The organism is Peptoniphilus stercorisuis, from assembly GCF_017874395.1.
GTDB lineage: Bacteria > Bacillota > Clostridia > Tissierellales > Peptoniphilaceae > Anaerosphaera > Anaerosphaera stercorisuis.
Genome location: NZ_JAGGLJ010000015.1, coordinates 1 through 23,862 on the forward strand (window position 1 = coordinate 1; position 23,862 = coordinate 23,862).

The window sequence follows — 23,862 nt, forward strand, 5'->3', positions numbered from 1 at the left end:
TTCTTCTATATTTTGGCGCAAAAACTATATGATATTTACAGTTCCATTTTGTATGTGATAAACTGTGTATATTATTATTTAACATAAAAAACCTCTAGTGATATTTTCTTGTAGTTGACAGGCTACAATATTATTTTATCACTAGAGGTTTTTTAATTTTTAGAGAATTAACGCTAAAGCGCTAAAGCTTTACGGAACCCCCAATCTAACTAGGGGTTTTCTATTTACAAAAAAAGACACAGTTTCCTGTGTCTTTTTTAATTACTATTTTAATTATTCAGCATCTTCTCCAGCTGCTTGAAATCTCTTGTAGTAATCTAATCTTTCTTTTGCATTTTCTTCTGCTTCTTCATATAAAGCTTCTGCTCTTTCAGGGAACATCTTCTTAAGTGAAGTATATCTTACTTCTCCATCAAGGAATTCTCTATATGATTTAGTAGGTTCTTTAGAATCTAAAATGAATGGATTTTTTCCTTCTTTTTTAAGTTCAGGATTAAATCTGTAAAGGTTCCAATATCCAGTTTCAACTGCTTTCTTTTCTTCTTCAATTGAAACTCCCATACCTTTTTTGATTCCGTGGTTAATACATGGAGCATAACAAATAATTAATGATGGTCCATTATAAGCTTCTGCTTCTTTAATAGCTTTAAGAGCTTGGTTCTTGTCAGCGCCAAGAGCGATTTGAGCTACATATACATATCCGTAAGTTGCAGCAATCATTCCAAGGTCTTTCTTCTTAATAACTTTACCTGATGCAGCAAATTGAGCTATTGCACCAGTTGGAGTTGCTTTAGAAGCTTGTCCACCTGTATTTGAGTAAACTTCTGTATCTACTACCATTATATTAATGTCTTCACCTGATGCAAGAACATGGTCAACACCGCCAAATCCAATGTCATAAGCCCATCCGTCTCCACCAAGGATCCATTGTGATTTCTTAATTAAGAATCTTTCAAGTACCTTAATTTCATCTAAAAGTTTTGCAGCTTTTTCATCTGAAACTTTTTTGTCTAATAGATTAACAACTTTTGCACTTGCAGCTTTAGATGCTTTAGCATCGTCCATTCCTTCAATCCAAGCATTGAATGCTTCGTTGATTTCAGAATCAGCATTAAGTTCGATAAATTGTTCCATTAAAGTTTTAACTAAGTTTCTTGATTGAGTTTGAGATATTGCCATACCAAATCCGAATTCAGCATTATCTTCAAATAGTGAGTTAGCCCATGATGGTCCATTTCCACAAGAATCTGTGCAATATGGCATTGATGGAGCTGATCCACCCCAGATTGAAGTACAACCTGTAGCATTTGCAATACTCATTCTATCTCCAAATAATTGAGTTACTAACTTAACATAAGGAGTTTCTCCACAACCAGCACATGCTCCTGAGAATTCAAGATGTGGCATGAAGAATTGTGAGTTTTTAACATTAGTTGGTTCAAAGTCGTCTTGTTTTGACTTAACTGTCATTGCGTAATCCCAGTTAGCTGCTTGAACTTCATATTCATCTTCAAATGGTATCATTTCAAGAGCTTTGTCTTTTGCAGGACAAACTTGAGCACAGTTTCCACAACCAGTACAATCTAATGGTGAAATTTGGATTCTGTATTCATATTTATCAGCACCTTTACCCATACCTTTTTTAGTTTCAAAAGTTTCTGGTGCATTTTTCTTTTCTTCTTCATCAAGTAAGAATGGTCTAATTACTGCATGAGGACATACAAGTGAACATTGGTTACATTGGATACAATTTTCGATTTTCCAATGAGGTACATTAACTGCAATTCCTCTTTTTTCATATTTACTTGTTCCTGATGGGAATGTTCCATCTACTCTATCAACAAATGCTGATACAGGTAGGTCATTTCCTTCTTGTCTAGTCATTGGTACTAGAATGTCATTGATAAATTGAGGTGCTCCTGGGATGCTATGATCTTCAGATACATCTGAATTTTTCCAACTTTCTGGAACATTAACTTTATGAAGTGCGTCCATTCCTAATTCTACAGCTTTGTAGTTCATATTAACAATGTCATCACCTTTTTTGCCGTAATCTTTTACGATAGCGTCTTTAAGGTATTTAACAGCTTCATCCATAGGAAGTACTTCTGATAATTTAAAGAATGCTGATTGCATTACCATATTTGTTCTTCCGCCTAGTCCTATTTCAGCTGCAATTTTAGTTGCATTGATAATATAGAATTCAATATCATTTTCAGCAATATATTTCTTTAATGAACCTGGAAGATGTGTATCAAGTTCTTCTTCACTCCAAGTAGTGTTCATTAAGAATTTTCCACCTTTTCTAAGACCTCTTAATAGATCATATTGGTGAATATATGATTGTTTTGAACATGATATAAAGTCAGATTCTGAAAGTAGGTAAGTTGAAGTAATTTTGTGGTGTCCAAATCTTAAATGAGACATTGTAACTCCACCTGATTTTTTAGAGTCATAGTCAAAATATCCTTGAGCATACATATCTGTATTATCTCCGATAATTTTGATTGCACTCTTGTTAGCTCCAACTGTTCCATCTGATCCGAATCCCCAGAATTTACATCTAATAGTTCCTTCTGGTTCAGTTGTAATTACTTCTTCAACTGGAAGTGATTTATGAGTAACATCATCATTAATACCAATTGTAAAGTCATTCATTGGTTCTTCTCTATCTAAGTTTCTGTAAACAGATAAGATATGTGAAGGGTTAGTATCTTTTGAACCTAGTCCGTAAATACCACCAACGATTAATGGAGCATTTTCTTCTCCATAGTACATATCTCTAACATCAAGATATAGAGGTTCTCCAATAGCACCTTTTTCTTTAGTTCTGTCAAGAACAGCGATTTTCTTAACAGTCTTAGGCATAGCTGCCATAAAGTGTTCTTTAGATAACGGTCTATATAGATGTACTTTTAGAAGACCTACTTTTTCTCCCTTAGCATTTAGATAGTCAACTACTTCTTCAATAGCTTCAGTAACTGATCCCATTGCTATTATTACATTTTCAGCTTCTTTATCTCCATAATAATTGAATAGTCCATAATCTCTTCCTGTTACTTTAGAGATTTCTTTCATGTATTCTTCAGTAATTCCTACAATATTTTCATAGTATCTATTAGATGCTTCTATTGATTGGAAATAAATATCAGGGTTTTGAGCTGTACCACGAACTTCTGGTTGATTTGGATTTAAAGCTCTTTGTCTAAATGCTTTAACAGCATCATAATCAACAAGTTTAGCTAAATCATCATAATCAAGAACTTCAATTTTTTGAATTTCATGAGATGTTCTAAATCCATCAAAGAAATGTAGGAATGGAACTCTACCTTTAATTGATGCAAGATGAGCAACTCCACCTAAATCCATTGCTTCTTGAACTGATCCAGATGCAAGCATAGCAAATCCTGATGCACGACAAGCCATAACGTCTTGGTGATCACCAAAGATTGAAAGTGCATGTGATGCTAAAGCACGAGCTGCAACGTGGAATACACTTGGTAGTAATTCTCCTGCTATTTTATACATATTAGGTAACATTAATAGTAAACCTTGTGATGCTGTATAAGTAGATGTTAATGAACCTGCTTGTAAAGAACCATGAACTGCTCCTGCTGCTCCACCTTCTGATTGAAGTTGTTTAACAAGAACTTCTTGTCCAAAAATGTTTTTTCTTCCTTGTGATGCCCATGCATCAACATGTTCAGCCATCGGAGAAGATGGTGTTATAGGATAGATACAAGCAATGTCAGAAAACGCATATGATACGTGTGCTGCTGCTTCATTACCATCCATAGTTTTAAATATTTTTCCCATATATACCTCCCATTAATTTATACATATTAAACATTTAAGATAATATTAACAAAACATACTAGTATTATTATAGTTCTACTCTTCTTCTTTTGCAATTATTGTAAAATTATATATACAATGTCATAAATGCAAATAAAAAGTATAGTAATTATACTAAACTACATATATAACATATCATACTTTGAGATTTATTGTTTTGAAATTTTATAATGTGGGTTTTTAGACAGAAGATGTCCATTAAATTATGTTATACAAAAAATATATTAGAACATATAAATTTATATAAAAAATATTAATTTTATAATGAAATATAATACTATGTATATATACCTTTTTTTAGGATAAAATAAACGTTTTTTCATATAATTTTTTATATAAAAAAAGAAAGTACAAATAAATTGTACTTTCTAATTATTTTAAATTACATTTTTTCTGGTGCTTCTACCCCAATTAAGTTTAGTCCTTCTTTAATTACGTTTTTAACTATATAACATAAAAGAAGTCTAGTATTTTTAAGTTTTTCATCTTCTACAATAATTTGAGTAGTGTTGTAGTATTTATTAAATTGTTTAGCAAGTTCAGTTGTATATCTTGTAACAAAGTATGGTTCATATTTTTCATGAGCATCTACAACTACATCTGAGAAGTTATAAAGTGTTCTTAATAAATTAACTTCTGCTTCTTCACTTAATAATGTAGGATCTACTTCATTTTCTAAACTAAATCCACCTTTTTCAAGAAGTGAACAAATTCTTGCATGAACATATTGTACATATGGTCCTGTTTCACCATCAAATGCTAAAGTCTTATCCCAGCTAAATGCATAATCTTTAATTCTTTGATTAAATAGTTCTTGGAATTTAACTGCTCCAATACCTACTTGTTTAGCTAGTTCATCTTTATTTTCAATTTTTTCGCCTTTTTGAATTTCTCTTTCAGTTAAGATTTCTTCAACTTTATCTACTGCTTTATTTAATACATCTTCAAGATATACTACTCTACCTTTTCTTGTAGAAAGAGTTCCTTCTTCAAGAGAAACCATTCCAAATGGCACATGAACTACTTCATCTGACCAGTCATATTCCATTTCTTTTAATATAGCTTTTAATTGTTGGAAATGTAGAATTTGTTGAGATCCAACTACATATATATTTTTATATGGTTTATAAGTTTCATGTCTATAATGAGCTGCTGCAATATCTCTTGTAATATAGATAGTTGAACCATCAGATTTAATAATTAGTGAAGGTGGTAATCCATATTTTTCAAGATCTACAATCTTAGCTCCTTCAGAATCTACTAAAGCTCCAGATTTTTCAAGTTGTTCAACTTCTGCTGGCATTTTGTCTGAATAGAATGATTCTCCATTATAAGAATCGAATTTTATTCCAAACATGTCATATACTTTATTAAATTCTTTTAGAGATACTTCTTTAATCCATTTCCAAAGTTCTACAGCTTCTTCATTTTCTTTTTCAAGTTGGTTAAACCAGTATCTACATTCATCTCTTAGAGCAGGATCTTTTTCTGTTTCTGCATTGATTTGAACATATAATTTTAATAGTTCTGGTATTGGGTTTTCTTCAATTACTTTAAGATCTCCCCATTTTTTAATAGCTACTATTAGCATTCCAAATTGAGTACCATAATCTCCTAAATGGTTAATAGCTATAGTATTATATCCTAAGAAGTCATAAATTCTCTTTAAAGAATCTCCTATTATTGTTGTACGAATATGTCCAATATGGAATGGTTTTGCAATATTTGGAGAAGAGTATTCAACTACTACATTTCTTCCTTGTCCAACATTAACCTTTCCAAAGTCAGATCCTCTTTCTTTACCTTCTTCTAAGATATTTTCTGATAAAACATCCTTATTAATGAAAAAGTTAATATATGCAGATGCAGATTCTACTTTTTCAAATAAGTTACTATCAATTGATTCAGCTATTTCACTTGCAATTATTGCAGGGTTTTTTCTATATACTTTTGCAAGAGAGAATACTGGAAACGCATAGTCTCCCATTTCATAATTTGGAGGTGTTTCTATGGCATTTCTAATTTCTTCAGCTGAAAGACTTTCAATTTTTTCATCTAAAATCTTTACAATTTCCTCTTTAAAATTAATCATACTTACTCCTTTAAAATCACGTTTTATGTTATTTTTTATATTATACACTACTTACCTTAATTCTACAATGCTTACACCTGTTCCACCTTCGTTATATGGTGCATCTTTTGTAGACTTAACATGCTTATTATATCTTAGGTCCTCTTTTAATTTTTGTCTTAAAACTCCAGAACCCTTTCCATGTATTATTCTAACAGATTTTAGTCCAGAAAGATAAGCATCATCTAAATATTTATCAACTTCTATTTTTGCATCATCAAAATTCATGCCTCTAACATCTATTTCAGTAGTGATATTTTTAGCTTTTCTTTCTATTATTTTTTTAGTTCTTTGTTTTGACTTTTCTTCAACTTTTTCAGACATCACTAAAGAAGCCTTTGGAAGTTTCATTTTCATCATACCTATTTGAACTAAAACATTGCCCTGTGAATCAGGAAGTTCTAAAACTGTTCCTTCAGCATCTAAAGAACTTACCCTTACAGAGTCTCCAATCTTTATATTTTTAACAGGATTTTTAACTTTTTCAATTTTTATTTTTTTATTTCCAACAGCTACTTTTTTAAGATCATCTCTAAGTACGTCTTGAGCTTGTTGTAATCTTCTTGCTTGCTCAGTATTTACTTCTTCTTTTATAGAATGAATTTCATCAAGAACTAGATTTATATCATCTTTTGTAGCATTTAAAATTCTTTTAGCTTCTATTTTTGCATCATTTATTATTTTATCTTTTTGAGATTTAACTTTTTCAATTTCTTTTTCAAGTTCTCTATTTTTCTTTTCAAGATCTAATTCATGTCTTCTGGCTTCATCTCTATGTTTTTCAATTTTTGTCCTATCTTCTTCAATGGATTTTAAGACATTTTCAAACTCAATATTATCCTCACTTATTAAATCCCTTGCATAATCTATAATCTCATCAGAAAGTCCAAGTCTTTTTGAAATTTCAAAGGCATTAGATTTTCCAGGAACACCTATTAAAAGTTTATATGTTGGAGAAAGTGTATCTACATTAAATTCCATAGAAGCATTTCTTACTCCATCAACAGTTAATGCATAAATTTTTAGTTGATTATAATGAGTTGTTGAAATAGTTCTAATATTTCTTTCTAGCATATAATCCATAATAGATCTTGCAAGAGCCGCTCCCTCAGTTGGATCTGTTCCTGCTCCAAGCTCATCAAATAATACTAAAGAATCACTTGTTGCCTCTTTTAAAATCTCAACAATATTTACCATATGTGATGAAAAAGTTGATAGAGATTGTTCTATACTTTGTTCATCTCCAATATCAGCAAATACATTCTTTACTATTCCTATTTCAGAGCTTTCTTTCGCTGGTATATGAAGCCCATATTGTGTCATTAATGTCAATAATCCTATTGTCTTTAAAGTAACTGTTTTACCACCAGTATTAGGGCCTGTAATAATTAAAGAAGTAAAGTCATCTCCAATATATATATCTATTGGAACAATATTGTCTTGATTTAATAATGGATGTCTTGCCTCTTTTAAATTTGTATATCCTTTATTATTTAAACTTGGACTATTAGCATTTTGTTTTAAAGATAATCTTCCCTTAGCAAATATAAAATCAACCTCTGTTAATATAGTTTCATTTGCTAAAATTTCATAAGATACCTCTGATACAAGTGCAGATAATTCAAGTAAAATTCTCTCTATCTCTTCTCTTTCTTCAGCTGCAAGTTCACGAAGTTCATTATTTAAATTTACAACAGCCATTGGCTCTATATATACAGTTTGCCCACTAGAACTAACATCATGAACAAGACCTTTTACCTTTGATTTATTAGACTGTTTTACAGGAACAACATATCTTCCCTCTCTAATAGTAACTATTGAATCTTGAAGAAGAGTCTTATCCTTATCACTTGCTACTATTTGATTTAATTTATCTCTTACAGAATCTTTTTTTCTTTGAATTTGTCTTCTGATTGATGCAAGTTTTGTAGATGCATTATCAGAAATTTCATCTTCTGAAATAATAGCTTCATTTATTTTATCTTCTATATTTCTAAAGCTACTAAGATTTTCTATAAGTCCAGTTATAACTGGAAAATTCACACTTAAATCATCTTCTGCATTCATATAATTTTTTAAATATCTTGATACTCTTAAAAAATCACTTACATTTAATAATGCAAGTGGAGATAAACTTCCACCAATAGCTACTCTTTGCATATAATCTTTCATAGGATATATTCCAAAAAGAGGTGGTTCTCCTTTTTTAATTATTAAATTAACTGCTTCAGATGTTTCATTTTGTCTTTTTTTAATCTCTTCTAAATCTAAAGAAATCTCTGTATTTTTAACTAATTCTTTTCCAGGTTTTGATATTGCAAGTTCTTCAAGTTCATAAATTATTTTATCAAATTCTAATACTCTTTGTGATTTTTCAAATAATTTACTCATTTATTATCCCCCTGTTATAGTGACCATAGGTAATATGTCCAAACTTCTCTATTAATAGATCTCTAGTTTTTCCATCACTATATTCATAACCTTTTAAGGCTTTTGAATATATATCTATAGTTTTTTCTATATCTCCTCTTAAATTTAATTTATATGAAGATACACCTATTTTTTTAAATTCTTCTATTTTATCAATTAGCATAATTGGATAAGAATTATAAATTTCAGAAATACCATCTCGTCTTTCTACTAAGAAATCAACATCCATTGTATCTCTTACAAAAAATCCTTTAGCAAATTTACACATATCACAATTACTAGAATCTTTACAATTTTTTACAATTGACATAGGACAATGTGGCATAGTCATAACTGGTATTAATCCATGAGATACTATTTCAATTTTATCTGCAAAGTTTTTTGCAATATTTCTAATTTGTTTTATATTTAACTCTGGAGATAATATAAGTTTTTCAAATCCCATTTTTATAAATTCATTTGCAGTATAAGAGTTGAAAATATTTAAACCAATATCTGCAATTTTTTTAATATCTTCATCTTTAAATATTTCAACTTGAGCTAAATTATTTAGACATACTCCATCAACATAATCAATAAATGAATCTAATTTATAAATAGATTCTTCAAGTTCTATTGAAGTTTGATATTTTGGAAATACAACTGTTAATTTTACATTATTTTCTTTTATATAATCAACAATACTATCATTTATATTTCTCATATCCATATAAATATTATCAACACTATTTATATTAATATCTTTTAAATCTTCTAGATTATTTATCTCAACAGATACTTTAGCATCTTTGTCTTCTATATCTCTTTTTACCTTAAAATCATTTTTATTAAAATCAATTTCTTCTCTATCTATTTTTAATAAATATGCATCTAATTTTTCTATTGCATCTCTTCTTAGACTATTTAGTAGAGAAACTGGCATAAATATATTTTCATCTAATTTTAGATTTATATCACAAGCGTTATATACAGTATTTCCAAGTTTTGTAAGATTATTTATTATTTTTTCTTCAGTTAAAGGAGCTTTTTTCGCTTCTTCAACAATAGACTCACCATAAGTTTCAACTGAATAATCCCCTAATTTTATCTCAAGTTTTGGATACTTACCTAATAAAAACTCTCCATGAATACTTATATCATGGAATTTTTTCTCTTCATTTATATCTTCTCTTAAAGAATTTAATAGAGAATCTGATGATGTCTTATAAATTTGTGAATTTACTTTAATATCTTTATTAGTTTCAAATTTCACAATTTTTCCAGCTTTAATATTAAAGTTTGCACGAGTTCCAAAATATCCATTATTAGTTCTAAACTCTAGCCCGTCCTTTTCAGATACATCTTTTTTAAATGATAATATATAAGTGTTTCTATTTTTAGATAGCACTTCTCCTACAAGTATTCCCCTATTATCTGGTCTATCATATGATATAAAATCTCTTCCAAAATCTCCATAAAATAATCCCTTTGTAAATCCTCTATTAAAAATTTGAGTAGTATTTTCATAATCTATTTCATCTAATGTAGATTCAATAGATTTTTTGTAAGTAGATACTATCTGAGATACATACTCTGGTCTTTTCATTCGACCTTCTATTTTTAAAGAATATACTCCTCTGTCAATTAAATCCTCTACATTATCTAAAGTATTTAAATCCTTAGTTGATAAGAAGTTTGCACTTTCTGCAATTTTTTCTTTATTTAAATCATATATTTCATATTTTTTTCTACAAGGTTGAGCACAATCTCCCCTATTTCCAGATCTTCCACCTATCATAGAACTCATCAAACACTCTCCAGAAAAGCAAACACATAACGCTCCATGAATAAATGCTTCTATATCTAAAGATGTATTTTTCTTAATTCTATTTATTTCAAAAAGTTCTGTTTCTCGAGCAAGCACAACTCTTTCAAATCCTAAACTTTCCACAAATTTAGCACCATATAAGTTATTAATTGCCATTTGAGTACTTGCATGAATTTCCATATTCTTAAACAATTTTCTAACATTAATTGCAAATCCAATATCTTGAACTATAAGAGCATCTACTCCAATTTCATATAAGAATTTTGCAAATTTCAAAGCATCTTCCATTTCACTATCATCTATAAGAATATTTATAGTTACATAAATTTTAGCTTTTCTTAAATGTGCATAGTTCACTGCCTTAATTAAATCTTCATTTGAGAAATTTATAGCCTTTGATCTTGCACTAAATTTTTCTCCACCTAAATATATCGCATTACATCCTGCATTTATCCCTGAAACTAAAGATTCAAAGTTTCCTGCTGGTGATAATATTTCATAATTATTCTTCATGATCTGTTAAACTTTCCAACTCTCTATTCAAATCTATAACTCTTTTTTGAGCATCATAAATTTGTTCTTCTAATTTTCTAATTTCTTCCTTAGAATCATCTAATTCTAAAATTAGTTCTTTTTCTCTATCATCTTTTTCATCAATTGTGTTTTTTAATTCTCTATTTTCTTTTTCTAACTCTTTTATATTTATATTACAATCAGCAATAATCGAATCATATTTAATTTTATTAGATTCTAATTTTCTAATTTCTTCCTTTGCTTTTTGTAATTCCTTTATTGTCTCAAGAGCTTTATTTTCATCTTCTGTTACAGCTACTAATTTTTCACCTTTTTGAATAGCTTTCTCTTTTTCGTCTAATATATTTAGTGCTGTTAAAACTAAACTTTGAAACTGATTTAATCTATAATTAGAATTTCTAGTCTCTTCTATTTTATTATTTAAAACAGTTGCAAGGCCCTTTACATATTCCTCACTATCTCCACCTACGACGACAAAATTCATATCATCTATCTGGACTTTTACTTTGTGACTATTAGACATAATACCCTCCTTCTTTAAGAAAAGGTAGACATTTGTCTACCTTAATTTAACTTCTTAAACGTGCATCTATCTTATTTTCAAGTTCTTCAACAACTTTTTCTACAATTTCATTAACTTCTTTTTCTACAAGAGTTCTATCTTGCGCTCTAAATATCATTGAAAAAGCAACAGATTTTTTATTATTTCCAATATTTTCTCCAGTATATATATCAAAAATATTAAAACTTTCTAATAATTTTTTACCATTATTTTTTGCGATTTCTTCAATTTCATAAGCATCTACATCTCTGTCAATTACTATTGCAAGGTCTCTTTTCATTGATGGATACTTAGGAAGTGAACTATATTTATAATTTTCTATAGCATATGGAAGAAGTCTTTCAAATTCAATTTCTGCAACATATGCTCTTTTTTTCATTTCATAGTTTTTAAGAACACTTGGGTGAACTTCTCCAAGTACACCTATTTTTTCATCGCCTAAATATATTTCTGCAGATCTTCCTGGATGTAGATAATTTTCACTAGCTCTTTTATAAGTTAAATTATTTATTCCTATTTCCCAAAGAGCCTTTTCAATCATTTCTTTAAGATAATAAAAATCTCCTAAATCATAAAAACCAACTGTTAATTTATGTTCTTCCTTAGGTAAATCTTCTCCTTGTGGAATAAATATATTTCCAAACTCAAATCCAGCTACATTTTGATTTCCTCTATGCTCATTTCTTGATAGAGCTTCAAGCATATTTGAAACAAGTGTAGTTCTCATAATACTATATTCTTCACCTAATGGATTTATAAGTTTAACTACATTTCTTATTTCATCATCTTTATTAATATTTAATTTATCAAAATTTGAAGGACTTACAAAGGAATAAGTCATAAATTCACTACAACCTAATGAGAATAATACATTTTTTACTCTCTCTTCAAGAATTCTAAGCTCTGGTTTTCCACCAACTGTTATACTTCCCTCAAGTGGTTTTGGAATAATATTGTCAAATCCATATATTCTTGCAACTTCTTCAATTAAATCTTCTTCAATTTCAATATCAAATCTAAAAGTTGGAATATAAGCAGTAAGCTCATCTCCATTTATTTTAGTTTCTATTTCAAGTCTATTTAAAATTTCTGCCATTTCTTCAATTGAAATTTCAATTCCAATTAATTTATTACATTTATCTTTTCTTAACTTAACTTCTGTTACTTCTCTTTTATTTTTGTAATTATCTATTTCGCCTTTAACAACTTTTGCAGCACCAATTTCTTCTGCAAGTTGACATACACGATTTACTGCAACACTTGCATAATTTGAATCTACACCTTTTTCAAATCTTGCAGAAGCATCAGTTCTTAGATTAAGTCTTTTTGAAGTTTTTCTAATGTTTTTATCATTAAAACTTGCACCTTCTAAAAGAATTGTCTTAGTCTCTTTCTTAACCTCAGAATCAAATCCTCCCATAATTCCAGCAAGTCCTATTGCATTAGTTCCATCTGTAATTACAATATCTTCAATTTCTAATTTTCTATCTTGATCATCTAAAGTTTTTATAGTTTCATTTTCTTTAGCTTGTCTTACAACTATTTTTCTTTCTTTTAAATCTGCTAGATCATAAGCATGAAGCGGTTGGCCATATTCAAGCATAACAAAATTTGTTAAATCCACTATATTATTTACAGGTCTTATTCCACAAGATGTAATATAATTTTGAAGCCAAAGTGGAGATTCTTTAATCTCAACATCCTTTAAAACTCTTGCATAAAATCTATTACAATTTTCTGTTTCGATTTCAACAGAATCAAAATAGTCTTTAATATCATCAAATTCTTCTTTTATTTCAATTTTTGGTTCATGTAGTTCTTTCTTAAAAGTAGCAGCAGTTTCTCTAGCCATACCTATAATACTTAAACAATCTGATCTATTTGGTGTAATTTCAATTTCAATAACTTCATATTCTAAATTTAGTGCTTCTATAAAACTAGAGCCTAACTTTAAATCTTCATTTATAATAAAAATACCATCTTTTGCTTCCTTTGAAATAATTGAATTATCATATCCAACTTCTTCTAAAGAACAAAACATTCCAAAAGATTCAACTCCACGAAGTTTACCTTTTTTAATTTTAGTTCCATCAGCAAGATGTGAACCAACTAAACAAACTGGAACTGTCGCTCCTTCAAATACATTTGTAGCAGCAGTTACTATTTGAAGTTTTTCTTCACCAACATCAACTTGGCAAACTACAAGTTTATCTGCATCAGGATGATTTTCAATACTTAAAATTTTTCCTACTACTATTTTTTTAATTCCTTCTGATCTATCTTCTATTGACTCTACATGAGAACCTGTTGCTGTGATTTCATCTGCAATTACTTTTGCACTTTCATCTATATCAACATAGTCTCTAAGCCATTTTACTGGTAATAACATATTAATTTAGCCCTCCATTAAAATTGATTTAAAAATCTGTCGTCGTTTTCGAATAAAAGTCTTATATCGTCAATTCCGTATTTTACCATTGCGATTCTATCTATTCCCATACCAAAGGCAAATCCACTATAAACTTCTGGATCTATTCCACAGTTTCTAAGAACATTTGGATGAACCATACCACATCCTAAAAGTTCCATACTCCATCCTGTATTATTACAGCTTGGACATCCTGTACCGCCACATTCCGTACAAGTAACATCCACTTCAGCACTTGGTTCTGTAAATGGAAAATAGTGAGGTCTAAATCTAGTTTGTATATTTTCTCCAAAAAGAGTTTTTACAACAGTATTAAGAGTTTCAAATAAATTTGCAAGAGAAATGTTTTTATCTACAATAAGTCCCTCTAATTGATGAAACATAGGAGAATGAGTTGCATCTACCTCATCAGATCTAAAAACTCTACCTGGACAAATCATTCTAATAGGAGCTCCATGTTCTTTCATAGCTCTAATTTGTACAGGAGATGTTTGAGTTCTTAATAAAGTGTTTTCATTTATATAAAAAGTATCAGATAAATCTCTAGATGGATGATTATCTGGTGCATTTAAAAGATCAAAGTTGTTTTCAACAGACTCAATTTCTGGTCCATCATAAACTCTAAATCCCATACTAACAAATAAATCTTCAAGTTCATTTGTAGTTTTAATAAGTGGATTTTCATGACCTATTTTAAAATCTTTAGTTTTAAGTGTTATGTCTATTCTTTCCTCTTTTAGCTTTGCGTCTAAAAGTTTTTTATCTAATGCTGCTTTTTTTTCTTCAAGATCTCTTTCAATTTCAGTTCTAATTTCATTAGCAACAGCACCAATTACAGGTCTTTCTTCCTTAGAAAGTTTACCCATACCTTTAAGTACTCCAGTAAGTTCTCCCTTTTTACCTAAAATAGAAACTCTGATTTTTTCTATTTCATCTATATTATTTGCATTTTCAAGAGATTCTTTTGCTCTATTTTTAATATCTAAAAGTTTTTCTTTCATTATATCCTCCCGTTTCTTCATTCATAAAAATAATTATATCATTATAAAGTGTTATTTTCAACGAATGCGACTGTTTCATAAATTTAAAAATACAAGATTTTAAAATTATAATTATATTTTAGTTTATCATAAAATTTTATATATTTAACATAATAAAAGAATATGATACAAGAAATATTTTAAGATTTATTATTTTATTTAATTAAATTTATACTAGTTTAAATATTTGTGATTATTTTTTGAATTTTTGGATAAATATATAGTAACTAATTTTAAAACTTTTAATATTAAACTAATATAAAATGATCCATAAAAAGGTCTGTGCATATGCACAGACCTTTTTATTTATATTAATACCAAGATGGTTTATCACCATCTGTATTTGAATTTATAATCCTTTAATAAATTTAGTTTAAAGACTTATAAATATCTAAAATATCAGCTGAATTTAAAGGAACAAAACTATTTACTATTAACCTTTGTTGTGTTTCTAATACATTTTTTGTCCACTCTTCTAAAATTTCAATATTTGCACCATATTCTTTTAGAGTTTTTTTATAAATTATTTTGTTCAAAAGTAATTCTAAATTATTATAAACATTTTCTTCATCACATTCTAAAAGATTAGCTAAAAATATATTTAATTTTTTAATTTTTCCATCTGATTTTTTTGTCATATATTTTTTCATTACAGCTATAAAAACAGCATAGTTAGCCTCTCCATGTGGAACATGAAAAGTACCACTTAAAGGATAACTTAAAGCGTGAACAGTCGCACAACCTGCTGTTCCAAAAGCAATTCCTGCATAGTTACTAGCTATTAAGAACTCTTCTAACATATTTTTTCGAGATTCTTCTCCATTTTCTACTATATACTGGTAACCTTTTATTATTTTTTCAATTGCTTTATAACTAAAAAGCTCAGTATATTCCGTTGATTTTGGAGATAAACTAGATTCAACTGCATGTATTAATGCATCTATAGAACTTGATGCAAAAAACTGAAAAGGTAAACCCTCTAAAAGTTCTGGTAATATCACAGCTTTATCTGCATACATTTCATCTACAGCTAAACCTATTTTTGTATTTTTAGATACAAATGAAAGTATTGAGATATTTGTAACTTCAGAACCAGTTCCACAAGTTGTTGGAATTAAAATCAACTCTTTATCTTTTTCAATTTTTATATTTCCACTAAATAAATCTTCAACAGGAGAACAATTTTTAAGAGCTAATATTTTAGCTAAATCCATAATTGTTCCCCCACCAACTCCGATTACTCTTCTATATTCTTTCAACTTAGATATATCTAAATATATTCTTTCAAACATTTCATCAGTTGGTTCTCCATTTCCATATTTTTCTTGAAATATAACATTAGCTTTTATATTTAATTCTTTAAAATACGGTATGAATATATATTCATTTGTTAAAATTAAGTCATTTTCATCGATTTTAAAATCATTAATAAATTCAGTAACTTTATTAAATTTATAAAGTTCTGTTTTTAGAATTATCTGCTTAATTGTAGTCATCTCCTTAAACAAATCATCTGTTTTCTTCTAACCATCTAGATGCACATTGCGCATACACTGCTGCACCCATACAAAAAGCACTTTCATTGTGAACAACTTTCGGATTGTGTTGTCCATAAGGCCACACACTTTTTTCATCTGGTCCTGCACCTAAGAAAAAATATCCTGAAGGTATTCTTTGACAAATATAAGCAAAATCTTCAGAACCTACTTTTTTAAATGGTTTTTCTGCAACATAACCTTCCCCCAAAAGTTCATTAGCATAATTCTCTAATTCTTCAGATAATATTTCATTACAATGTAGTGCAGGAATTCCATCACCGTGATAAGTTATTTTAGCATTTGCTTTAAATACACTTGCAATTTGTTCTGATATTTCTTTTAATCGAACTTTTAATAAGGCTCTTTGCTCTTCATTATATGTTCTTAAAGTACCCTTCATTATTGCCTTGTCTGGAATTATATTATAAGCTCCTTCACCTGCTTTTACAGATGTAATTGATATTACATTTGTTTCTGTAGGAGTTGCTTCTCTACTAATTAAACTTTGAATAGCTAATTGTATATGAGACATAATATTTATTGGATCTATTGCATCTGCAGGTCTAGCCGCATGACCACCTTTTCCTATAATTTCTATATCAAAAAAATCATTTGACGCAAAAGAATGTCCTCTTCCTACAGTTAAATAACCAAGAGGCATAGTAGCATCGATATGAAGTGCAAGAGCTCTATCAACTCCATTAAGAACACCATCATCAATCATATCTATAGCTCCATTTAATCCTTCTTCATTTGGTTGAAACATTAATTTAACAGTTCCTTTTAAATTTCGTTCGTTTTCTTTTAAAAGTTTAGCAGCTCCTAAAAGCATTGCAATATGAGTATCATGTCCACATGTATGAGCTTTATCTTTATATACAGAAGCAAAAGGTAATCCGCTATCCTCTTCCATGGGAAGCGCATCCATATCTGCTCTTATCATAAAAGTTTTCCCGGAATTTCCGACTGTTGCAACTACACCATATTTCGCGCATTTTTCAGGTTTATATCCCATCTCTTTTAATCTACTTGTTACATAATTATAAGTTTCTGGCAATTCATCTCCCACTTCTGGATTTTGATGAATATGTCTACGATCTTTTATGATATCTTTTTCTATTTCTTTTGCTCTTTTTAAATAATCATACATACTATTTGCTCCTTATTAAAATGGTCCTAGATTTATAGTTGCTGCAATAAATAACATAATAAATCCAATTATCATGTAACTAATATAGTGTTTCCATGCTCTCTTTAAATATTGTGGATATGTAATCCCAGAAATTGCACATGCACCCATTATTGAAGCATTCATCGGTAACAACATATTTGAAAAACCATCACCATATAAAAACGCCATTACTACCGTTTGTTGTGTTAATCCAAGTACATCTCCTAATGGTGACATTATAGGAACTGTTGCTGCCGCTTGACCACTTGAAGATATTATAAAACAATTTAATACAGACTGAACTAAAAGCATTGCCATAGCTCCGATTTGTTTTGGTAAACCTACAACTATTGAAGATAAACCATAAACTATAGTATCTATTATATTAGCATCTGTTAATATAACACCAATACCTTTTGAAAAACCAGTTACTAATGCTCCTACTAAAACCATTTTTGCTCCATTTACAAATTCTTCCGCTAGTTTATTAGGTGAAAATCCTGCTGTTAAACCTATTACTACAGCCATTATTAAAAATATTGCAGGAAAACGAGTTTTAAAGTCCCAACCAGCTAATGCAGCATAAACAATCATACAAATTCCAAATAAAAATTCAACTAAACATATTTTTCTTCTTGTAGTAAGCTCTACAATCGAATAATCTTCTTCATTATTTCCAATACTTTGTTCCAATTCATAGCAATAACTTTTTGACGGATCTTTTTGAATCATTAAAGCATATTTTATTACCCAAAAAGAACATGCTGAAAATAATAGTACTGCTCCTATTGCTCTAAACCATAATCCTGAAAATGTTGGAAGCCCACATAAACTTTGTGCAGTTCCTGTTGAAAAAGGACTAAATAAACCTGTTGTATAGCCTGTAGATGAAGCAATCGTTACTATACACAGTCCTGTCATAGCATCAAATCCAAGTGAACGCGCTATTAATATTCCTAAAGGAAGAAAGGCAAGCATAGATTCTCCATTACCTGTTATTGCTGGTAATAAGAAAAATGGAAGCATTAATACTGGAAGTAGATAGACTCCTTTACTACCACGTAATTTATTCATAAATTTACCAATTAACGCTCTTGTCGCCTTAGTACTTTCTATAACGTGGAATGATCCTCCTATTATAAGTACCATCCAAGCAATCCATCCCGCTTCATTTAATCCACGTGGTATTGCAGTAAATATATCAAAAATACTTGCAGGCATTCTTTCTATTCTATGATAAGAATTAGGATCTACAATTAATCTACCAGTTGTTGGATCTTCAAAGCGAACGTATTCACCAGCTGGAATAATCCAAGTTAATATAGCTGCTACACAAATTAATAAAAAAATGATAATTAATGAATGTGGAAATTCAAACTTTTCTTTTGATTTTAAATCTGCAGAAACTTTTTTATCCATGGTTGCAGAATTTTTTTTATTCATATCTTCACCTCAACAAATAATATAACTGAAAATTATGGCTGTTTTCAGCGTATAAAATATCGTTTACATTTAAAAATACAAAACAGCAAATTGTATTTTCTATTAAATCATTATTTACTATTTTTGTCAACACATATATTGTCATTAAAAAAATAATATTATTTATAGAAATACAGACTTAAAATAAAAAAAACACTGAATATTCAGTGGTTTTTTTTTATTTTATTTGCAGTTTTCTCGGAAAATCATGTAGTACTTTTATTCCATTTTTAGTTATAACAACTTGATCTTCTATTCTAATGCCAAATTTCCCTGGTAAATAAATTCCTGGTTCTACTGAAAATGCCATACCTTCAACTATAGGAGTTTTTTCTCCTTCACATGCAGAAGGCCCTTCATGCCCATCTATTCCAATTCCATGTCCTGTTCTATGAGTAAAAAATTCACCATAACCTTTTTTTATAATATAATTTCTAGATGCTCTATCTACATCTTCAAGTAAATTACCTACTCTAGCCGCTTCCTTACCTAATCTATTGGCTTCCAATACTATTTCATACACTTTTTTAAATTCATCTGAAGGAATACCAAAATGAAAAGTCCTCGTCATATCAGTATTATAGTTATTATAATTTCCTCCAAAATCAACCATTAAACCATTTCCATTTTTTATTTTATCTTTACCTGTTATATGATGCGGTGCAGCTGCATTTTCTCCCACAGCTACAATACCACTAGGCAGTTTTAAATTCCTTTTAGACATTTCAAATGCTAAATATGCCATAAACTCATTTTCTGTTTTATCCAACCAATAATCACCAAGTTCAATTACTTCACTTAGTGATTCCGATGCTAGTTTACATGCTTTAGCCATATATTCTATCTCTTCTTCATCTTTTATTATTCTAAGATCATCAATTAAAGAATTCCCTAAAATAACTTCACAGTTATTTAATGAATTCAAAATAGGTATAGAAAATAAACTTGGAACAGACTTATCTATAGCGACTTTTTTTATTTTTTTATTTTGATTTTTTAATTTTTCAATTAATTTTTTAACAGGTTCTTCTTTATCATCCCAAAAAATAAAATCATTTATAATTGTTTTTTTAAGTTGTAATTCATATAATCTATTAGCTATAAAAAACGGTTCTTCTCCTGGCATCATCACAAGTAAAAGTAATCGTTCGTCTATTTTACCATTATATCCAACTAAATATTTTAATGATGACGATGGTCCTATCATAAATAAATCAATTTCAGATTTTTCTAATCTATTTTGTACAATGTCTAATCTTTTGCGAAAGTTCATAGATTTTATTAGTCCTCCTAAATTATATTTTTAAAATATTTTAGTAATTCCCTTAGGGATAGCATTTCTTCCATTACTAAAATCTGCAATCATCATAGAATACACATCTGCATTTATTCCATAAAACTCTGAAATATGCGGAATTATATATTGTAAAACTTTTTCTGTATCTCTTAGATATAAGCTTTCAATTATGTCTTTATGATCATAAGCACTATGGTTCATCAATTCAGGGTTTTCTTTCAATTTAACAGATTGAAGTAATGCAATTTTTAATTGAATTTGAGATTGAAAATTCGTTAAGAGATTATTACCTCCAATTTCTGTATAAGTTTTATGAAATTCCATATCTTTCTTTAATACATTATATAAATCTTTTTTTTCAATAGCATGAGATAAGCTTCTATTGATATCTTCTAACTTTTGGAAATCTGCATTACTACCATTAAAAACAGCTAATTGAGCAGTTAAAGAATCTAATTGAAGCTTTACTATTCCAAGCTCTTTAATAGTTTCATCTTCAAGAGTTACTATTTGAGCAAATCTTTTAGGCAGAATTTCAACTAAACCATCTGATTCTAACTTTCTTAATGCTTCTCGAATTGGAGTTCTACTAATTCCTAAGTATTCGGATATTTCTTCTTCTGGAATTTTTTGACCATATACAAATTTTCCGTGAAAAATTTGTTCTAAAATATAATCATACACTTCTTCATATAATCCTACTTTTTTTTTCATAATTATCTAGCCCTTTCAATAAATCCATATTAATATACATTAATTATACTATAGACTATATATTATACGTTTTCAATATAATAAAATAAACCAATAATTAAAATACAATCTTTATTATAATATATTTATTTAGTTATTGTATTTCTATTTTCTTTGATATATAATATATTAAAATCAATAAGTTCAGTATTATGGCTAACTTACTTTATTGATTTCCTTTATAAATTAAAGGTTATTGAATTCAATTTCAGCAAATTGTTTTTATTTTAATTAAATTTAAAAGGAGTTATTGATATGAGTATTATTAAAAATGAAACTACAATAGATGACGAAGAGATAATAGCACTTAGAAATGCATTTGCACAACGTGCTAGATGGATGAAACTTTTTATCGATGAAATGAAAGCCCAAGGAATAGATTGGGAAACAGCAGCTCGTAATGCTATTGGTAATTATGGAGAATCTACAGGTAAAAACTATCAAAATCAAATGGAAGGCCCTGGTTTATCAGATTTACACAACTTTGTTTGTGCTAAATGGTCTAAAAAAGTATTTGAAGCTGATATTATCGAAGATAATGAAGATCACTACCACTTTAACTTCCACCACTGCCCATTAGTTACAGGATGGCAAATGGAAGGATGTTCAGATGAAGAAATAAAATGTCTTTGCGATATAGCTATGGATGGAGATCGTGGAATTGCAAGAGGACTTGATAATGTTAAGTTTACATTAGGAAAAACTATTGCTGAAGGTCACGATTGTTGTGAAATAGCTTTTGATAGAATTAAAAAATAAATATAAAATGATCCATAAAAAGGTCTGTGCATATGCACAGACCTTTTTATTTATATTAATACCAAGATGGTTTATCACCATCTGTATTTGGTTTATTTACTCCTATATTTTCTTTTACATATAATTTTGGATTTTTTATAATTCTAACTACTAAATCAGCTATACTCTTTCTAGATACTTCTGTTCCCTTAAATACCTCATCTCTTGCAGTTATTTCATATTCAACTTCATCTTTATCTGTAAGCCAAGCTGGTCTAATAATTGTATAATCAAGTTTAGAATTTTCAATTAATTTTACTGATTTCTTATAAGGTGGTAAATAATCTTTTAAAATCTCATTATTCCATTTTCCAAATTTTCCAGGTACTTCATCTAATACTCCAATTGAAGCTATAAAAACAAGTCTTTTAATATTTACTTCATTCATAGTTTCTATAATATTTTCAGTTAGTTTATTTAGATTATCCCCTGCTAAATTTGCATATACCAAATCAACATCTTTCATTGTACTTTGCAATAGTTCTTTGTCTATTACATCTCCTTTAATAATTTCAATCCTATTACTATCATAATCAGGTAATTTTTTTGGATCTCTTAATAATAACTTTAGATTATAATCAGTTTCATTTAATAGTTGTTTAATTGCATTAGTTGCAATTTTACCATTTGCTCCTAAAATTAATACTGTTTTCATTTTATCAACCTTCCTTATAGTTAGTTTTATACCCTATCTATTTTTTAGTAATATGAAGGTTTTATTATAATATTTATACATTTTAATTTTATTTGTATTAAATATGTTTAATTTTAAATATAAAAAAAACCTAGAACAAAATGTTCTAGGTTTATATGTATCTGGAGGCGACAATCAGATTTGAACTGATGATAAGGGTGTTGCAGACCCGTGCCTTACCACTTGGCTATGTCGCCATGTCTCAAGTACTAATATATAATAGCATGGTTAGAATTTTTTTTCAAGCCTTTTTCTAAAAAAAGTTTAATTATTTAGAGTGTCATATCTTCAATATCTATTGTTTTTATATTTTTATTCTCTAGAGCTTGAGCAAATTTTCCTTTCCCTTTTATAAGTACTCCTGAAAAACTCCCATCATATATTTTATTTACTCCACAAGATGGACTTCTTGATTGAAGCACTGCATAGTATATTTTATAATCTTCTATTTCTTTTAAAACTTTATTTATTCCAATTTCAAATTCTTTAGTGCAGGATATACCTTCTTTTGTAAGAACTTCTCCTTTTACTATTTCAACTGCATCTCTTGGAGTGCCAAGACCTGATATAGCTTCTGGACATACTGATATATACTCTTTATTTTTAAGAAACTCAATTAATTTTTCATTTAGATTATTTCCACCATTATACTTACAATTTTCGCCAATTAAACAAGCACTTACAAGTATCATTTTTTTCACCTCTTAATATTACTATATTAATATATCTTATTAAAATAATAAATACAAATTTTAGATATACTTTAGATTTTTTTAATATTTATATAATATAATCACTATGAGGTGTAATTATGATTTATAGACAATTAAATAATATTAATGAGTTTAAACTTTTAAAAGATATAGATAGAAGTGAAATTGTAAATGAAAAATATATTTTAAAAAATAATAAAATTATTTTAGTAAAAGATTATTACAATATTACTTCTTGGATTGATGAAGAAGTAAATGAATATATTAATAGAATGAATGATATATATAATTCTAAGGGTTTAATTATAGGTGTCTTTGACAATGAGAAAATTGTTGGAATTGGAGCTTTAGATAAGAATTTATGTGGTAAAAATAAAAATATGTATAAATTAGATTTATTATATATCCACCATGATTATAGATCTCTTGGTATTGGAAATAAAATTATTGAAATTTTTAAAGAAGAAACAAAAAAAGATAATATAAATGCTCTTTATATTTCTGCAACTCCCTTTAAAAATACTATAGATTTTTATTTAAATCTAGGAGCAATTGTTACAAAGGAATTAGACTCTAATTTATTTGATCTTGAACCAGAGGATATTCATTTAGAATTAAATATTAAATGA

At 28.5% G+C, this 23,862-nt stretch carries 16 protein-coding genes, 1 tRNA gene and 1 pseudogene; 2 read left to right on the forward strand and 16 right to left on the reverse strand.

Annotated features, from left to right (window positions below):
• The 13 genes and pseudogenes from J2Z71_RS07235 to J2Z71_RS07295 all read right to left on the reverse strand — a co-directional run.
• A pseudogene (locus tag J2Z71_RS07235) lies at positions 1-85 on the reverse strand (IS200/IS605 family transposase); the annotation flags it as partial.
• 188 nt (positions 86-273) lie between these two features.
• Positions 274-3,816, reverse strand: coding sequence for a pyruvate:ferredoxin (flavodoxin) oxidoreductase (gene nifJ / locus J2Z71_RS07240; RefSeq protein ID WP_210061616.1), 3,543 nt, complete (start codon positions 3,814-3,816; stop codon positions 274-276).
• Positions 3,817-4,237: 421 nt separating this feature from the next.
• The gene (gene argS / locus J2Z71_RS07245; protein ID WP_210061617.1) at positions 4,238-5,947 is read right to left on the reverse strand and encodes an arginine--tRNA ligase; all 1,710 of its coding nucleotides are present in this window, start codon (positions 5,945-5,947) and stop codon (positions 4,238-4,240) included.
• 51 nt (positions 5,948-5,998) lie between these two features.
• Complete coding sequence (locus J2Z71_RS07250) at positions 5,999-8,377, reverse strand: endonuclease MutS2 (RefSeq protein ID WP_210061619.1); 2,379 nt, start codon at positions 8,375-8,377, stop codon at positions 5,999-6,001.
• Positions 8,370-10,736, reverse strand: a complete 2,367-nt coding sequence (locus tag J2Z71_RS07255) for a U32 family peptidase (protein WP_210061621.1) — start codon at positions 10,734-10,736, stop codon at positions 8,370-8,372. Before J2Z71_RS07255 ends, J2Z71_RS07250 begins: the two co-directional genes overlap by 8 nt.
• On the reverse strand, positions 10,726-11,280 hold the full coding sequence (locus tag J2Z71_RS07260) for a cell division protein ZapA (RefSeq protein ID WP_210061623.1): 555 nt from the start codon (positions 11,278-11,280) through the stop codon (positions 10,726-10,728). Before J2Z71_RS07260 ends, J2Z71_RS07255 begins: the two co-directional genes overlap by 11 nt.
• Before the next feature lie 46 nt (positions 11,281-11,326).
• Complete coding sequence (gene pheT / locus J2Z71_RS07265) at positions 11,327-13,708, reverse strand: phenylalanine--tRNA ligase subunit beta (RefSeq protein ID WP_210061625.1); 2,382 nt, start codon at positions 13,706-13,708, stop codon at positions 11,327-11,329.
• 17 nt (positions 13,709-13,725) lie between these two features.
• On the reverse strand, positions 13,726-14,748 hold the full coding sequence (pheS, locus tag J2Z71_RS07270; protein WP_210061627.1) for a phenylalanine--tRNA ligase subunit alpha: 1,023 nt from the start codon (positions 14,746-14,748) through the stop codon (positions 13,726-13,728).
• A gap of 407 nt (positions 14,749-15,155) precedes the next feature.
• On the reverse strand, positions 15,156-16,283 hold the full coding sequence (locus J2Z71_RS07275) for a 4-hydroxybutyrate dehydrogenase (RefSeq protein WP_210061628.1): 1,128 nt from the start codon (positions 16,281-16,283) through the stop codon (positions 15,156-15,158).
• A gap of 13 nt (positions 16,284-16,296) precedes the next feature.
• Entirely contained in the window at positions 16,297-17,475 is a 1,179-nt protein-coding gene (locus tag J2Z71_RS07280; protein ID WP_210061630.1) for a M20 metallopeptidase family protein, read from the reverse strand.
• A 15-nt stretch (positions 17,476-17,490) separates the two neighbouring features.
• Complete coding sequence (locus J2Z71_RS07285) at positions 17,491-18,939, reverse strand: YfcC family protein (RefSeq protein WP_210061632.1); 1,449 nt, start codon at positions 18,937-18,939, stop codon at positions 17,491-17,493.
• Positions 18,940-19,156: 217 nt separating this feature from the next.
• Complete coding sequence (locus J2Z71_RS07290) at positions 19,157-20,251, reverse strand: M24 family metallopeptidase (protein WP_210061634.1); 1,095 nt, start codon at positions 20,249-20,251, stop codon at positions 19,157-19,159.
• Between the two features lie 30 nt (positions 20,252-20,281).
• Positions 20,282-20,989 (reverse strand): GntR family transcriptional regulator, encoded by a 708-nt coding sequence (locus tag J2Z71_RS07295; protein ID WP_210061635.1) that lies wholly within the window; start codon positions 20,987-20,989, stop codon positions 20,282-20,284.
• Positions 20,990-21,283: 294 nt separating this feature from the next.
• Between J2Z71_RS07295 and J2Z71_RS07300 the strand changes: the two genes are divergently transcribed.
• A complete protein-coding gene (locus J2Z71_RS07300; protein ID WP_210061637.1) occupies positions 21,284-21,787 on the forward strand; it encodes an L-2-amino-thiazoline-4-carboxylic acid hydrolase in 504 nt (167 codons plus the stop codon).
• 55 nt (positions 21,788-21,842) lie between these two features.
• On the opposite strand, the gene J2Z71_RS07305 is transcribed toward J2Z71_RS07300, so the two are convergent.
• The 3 genes from J2Z71_RS07305 to J2Z71_RS07315 all read right to left on the reverse strand — a co-directional run bounded on the left by J2Z71_RS07305 (position 21,843) and on the right by J2Z71_RS07315 (position 23,212).
• The gene (locus J2Z71_RS07305; protein WP_210061642.1) at positions 21,843-22,481 is read right to left on the reverse strand and encodes an SDR family oxidoreductase; all 639 of its coding nucleotides are present in this window, start codon (positions 22,479-22,481) and stop codon (positions 21,843-21,845) included.
• 162 nt (positions 22,482-22,643) lie between these two features.
• Positions 22,644-22,717 (reverse strand) — tRNA-Cys (locus J2Z71_RS07310).
• Positions 22,718-22,792: 75 nt separating this feature from the next.
• The gene (locus J2Z71_RS07315) at positions 22,793-23,212 is read right to left on the reverse strand and encodes a 2-thiouracil desulfurase family protein (RefSeq protein WP_210061643.1); all 420 of its coding nucleotides are present in this window, start codon (positions 23,210-23,212) and stop codon (positions 22,793-22,795) included.
• 119 nt (positions 23,213-23,331) lie between these two features.
• Between J2Z71_RS07315 and J2Z71_RS07320 the strand changes: the two genes are divergently transcribed.
• On the forward strand, positions 23,332-23,862 hold the full coding sequence (locus J2Z71_RS07320) for a GNAT family N-acetyltransferase (RefSeq protein ID WP_210061646.1): 531 nt from the start codon (positions 23,332-23,334) through the stop codon (positions 23,860-23,862).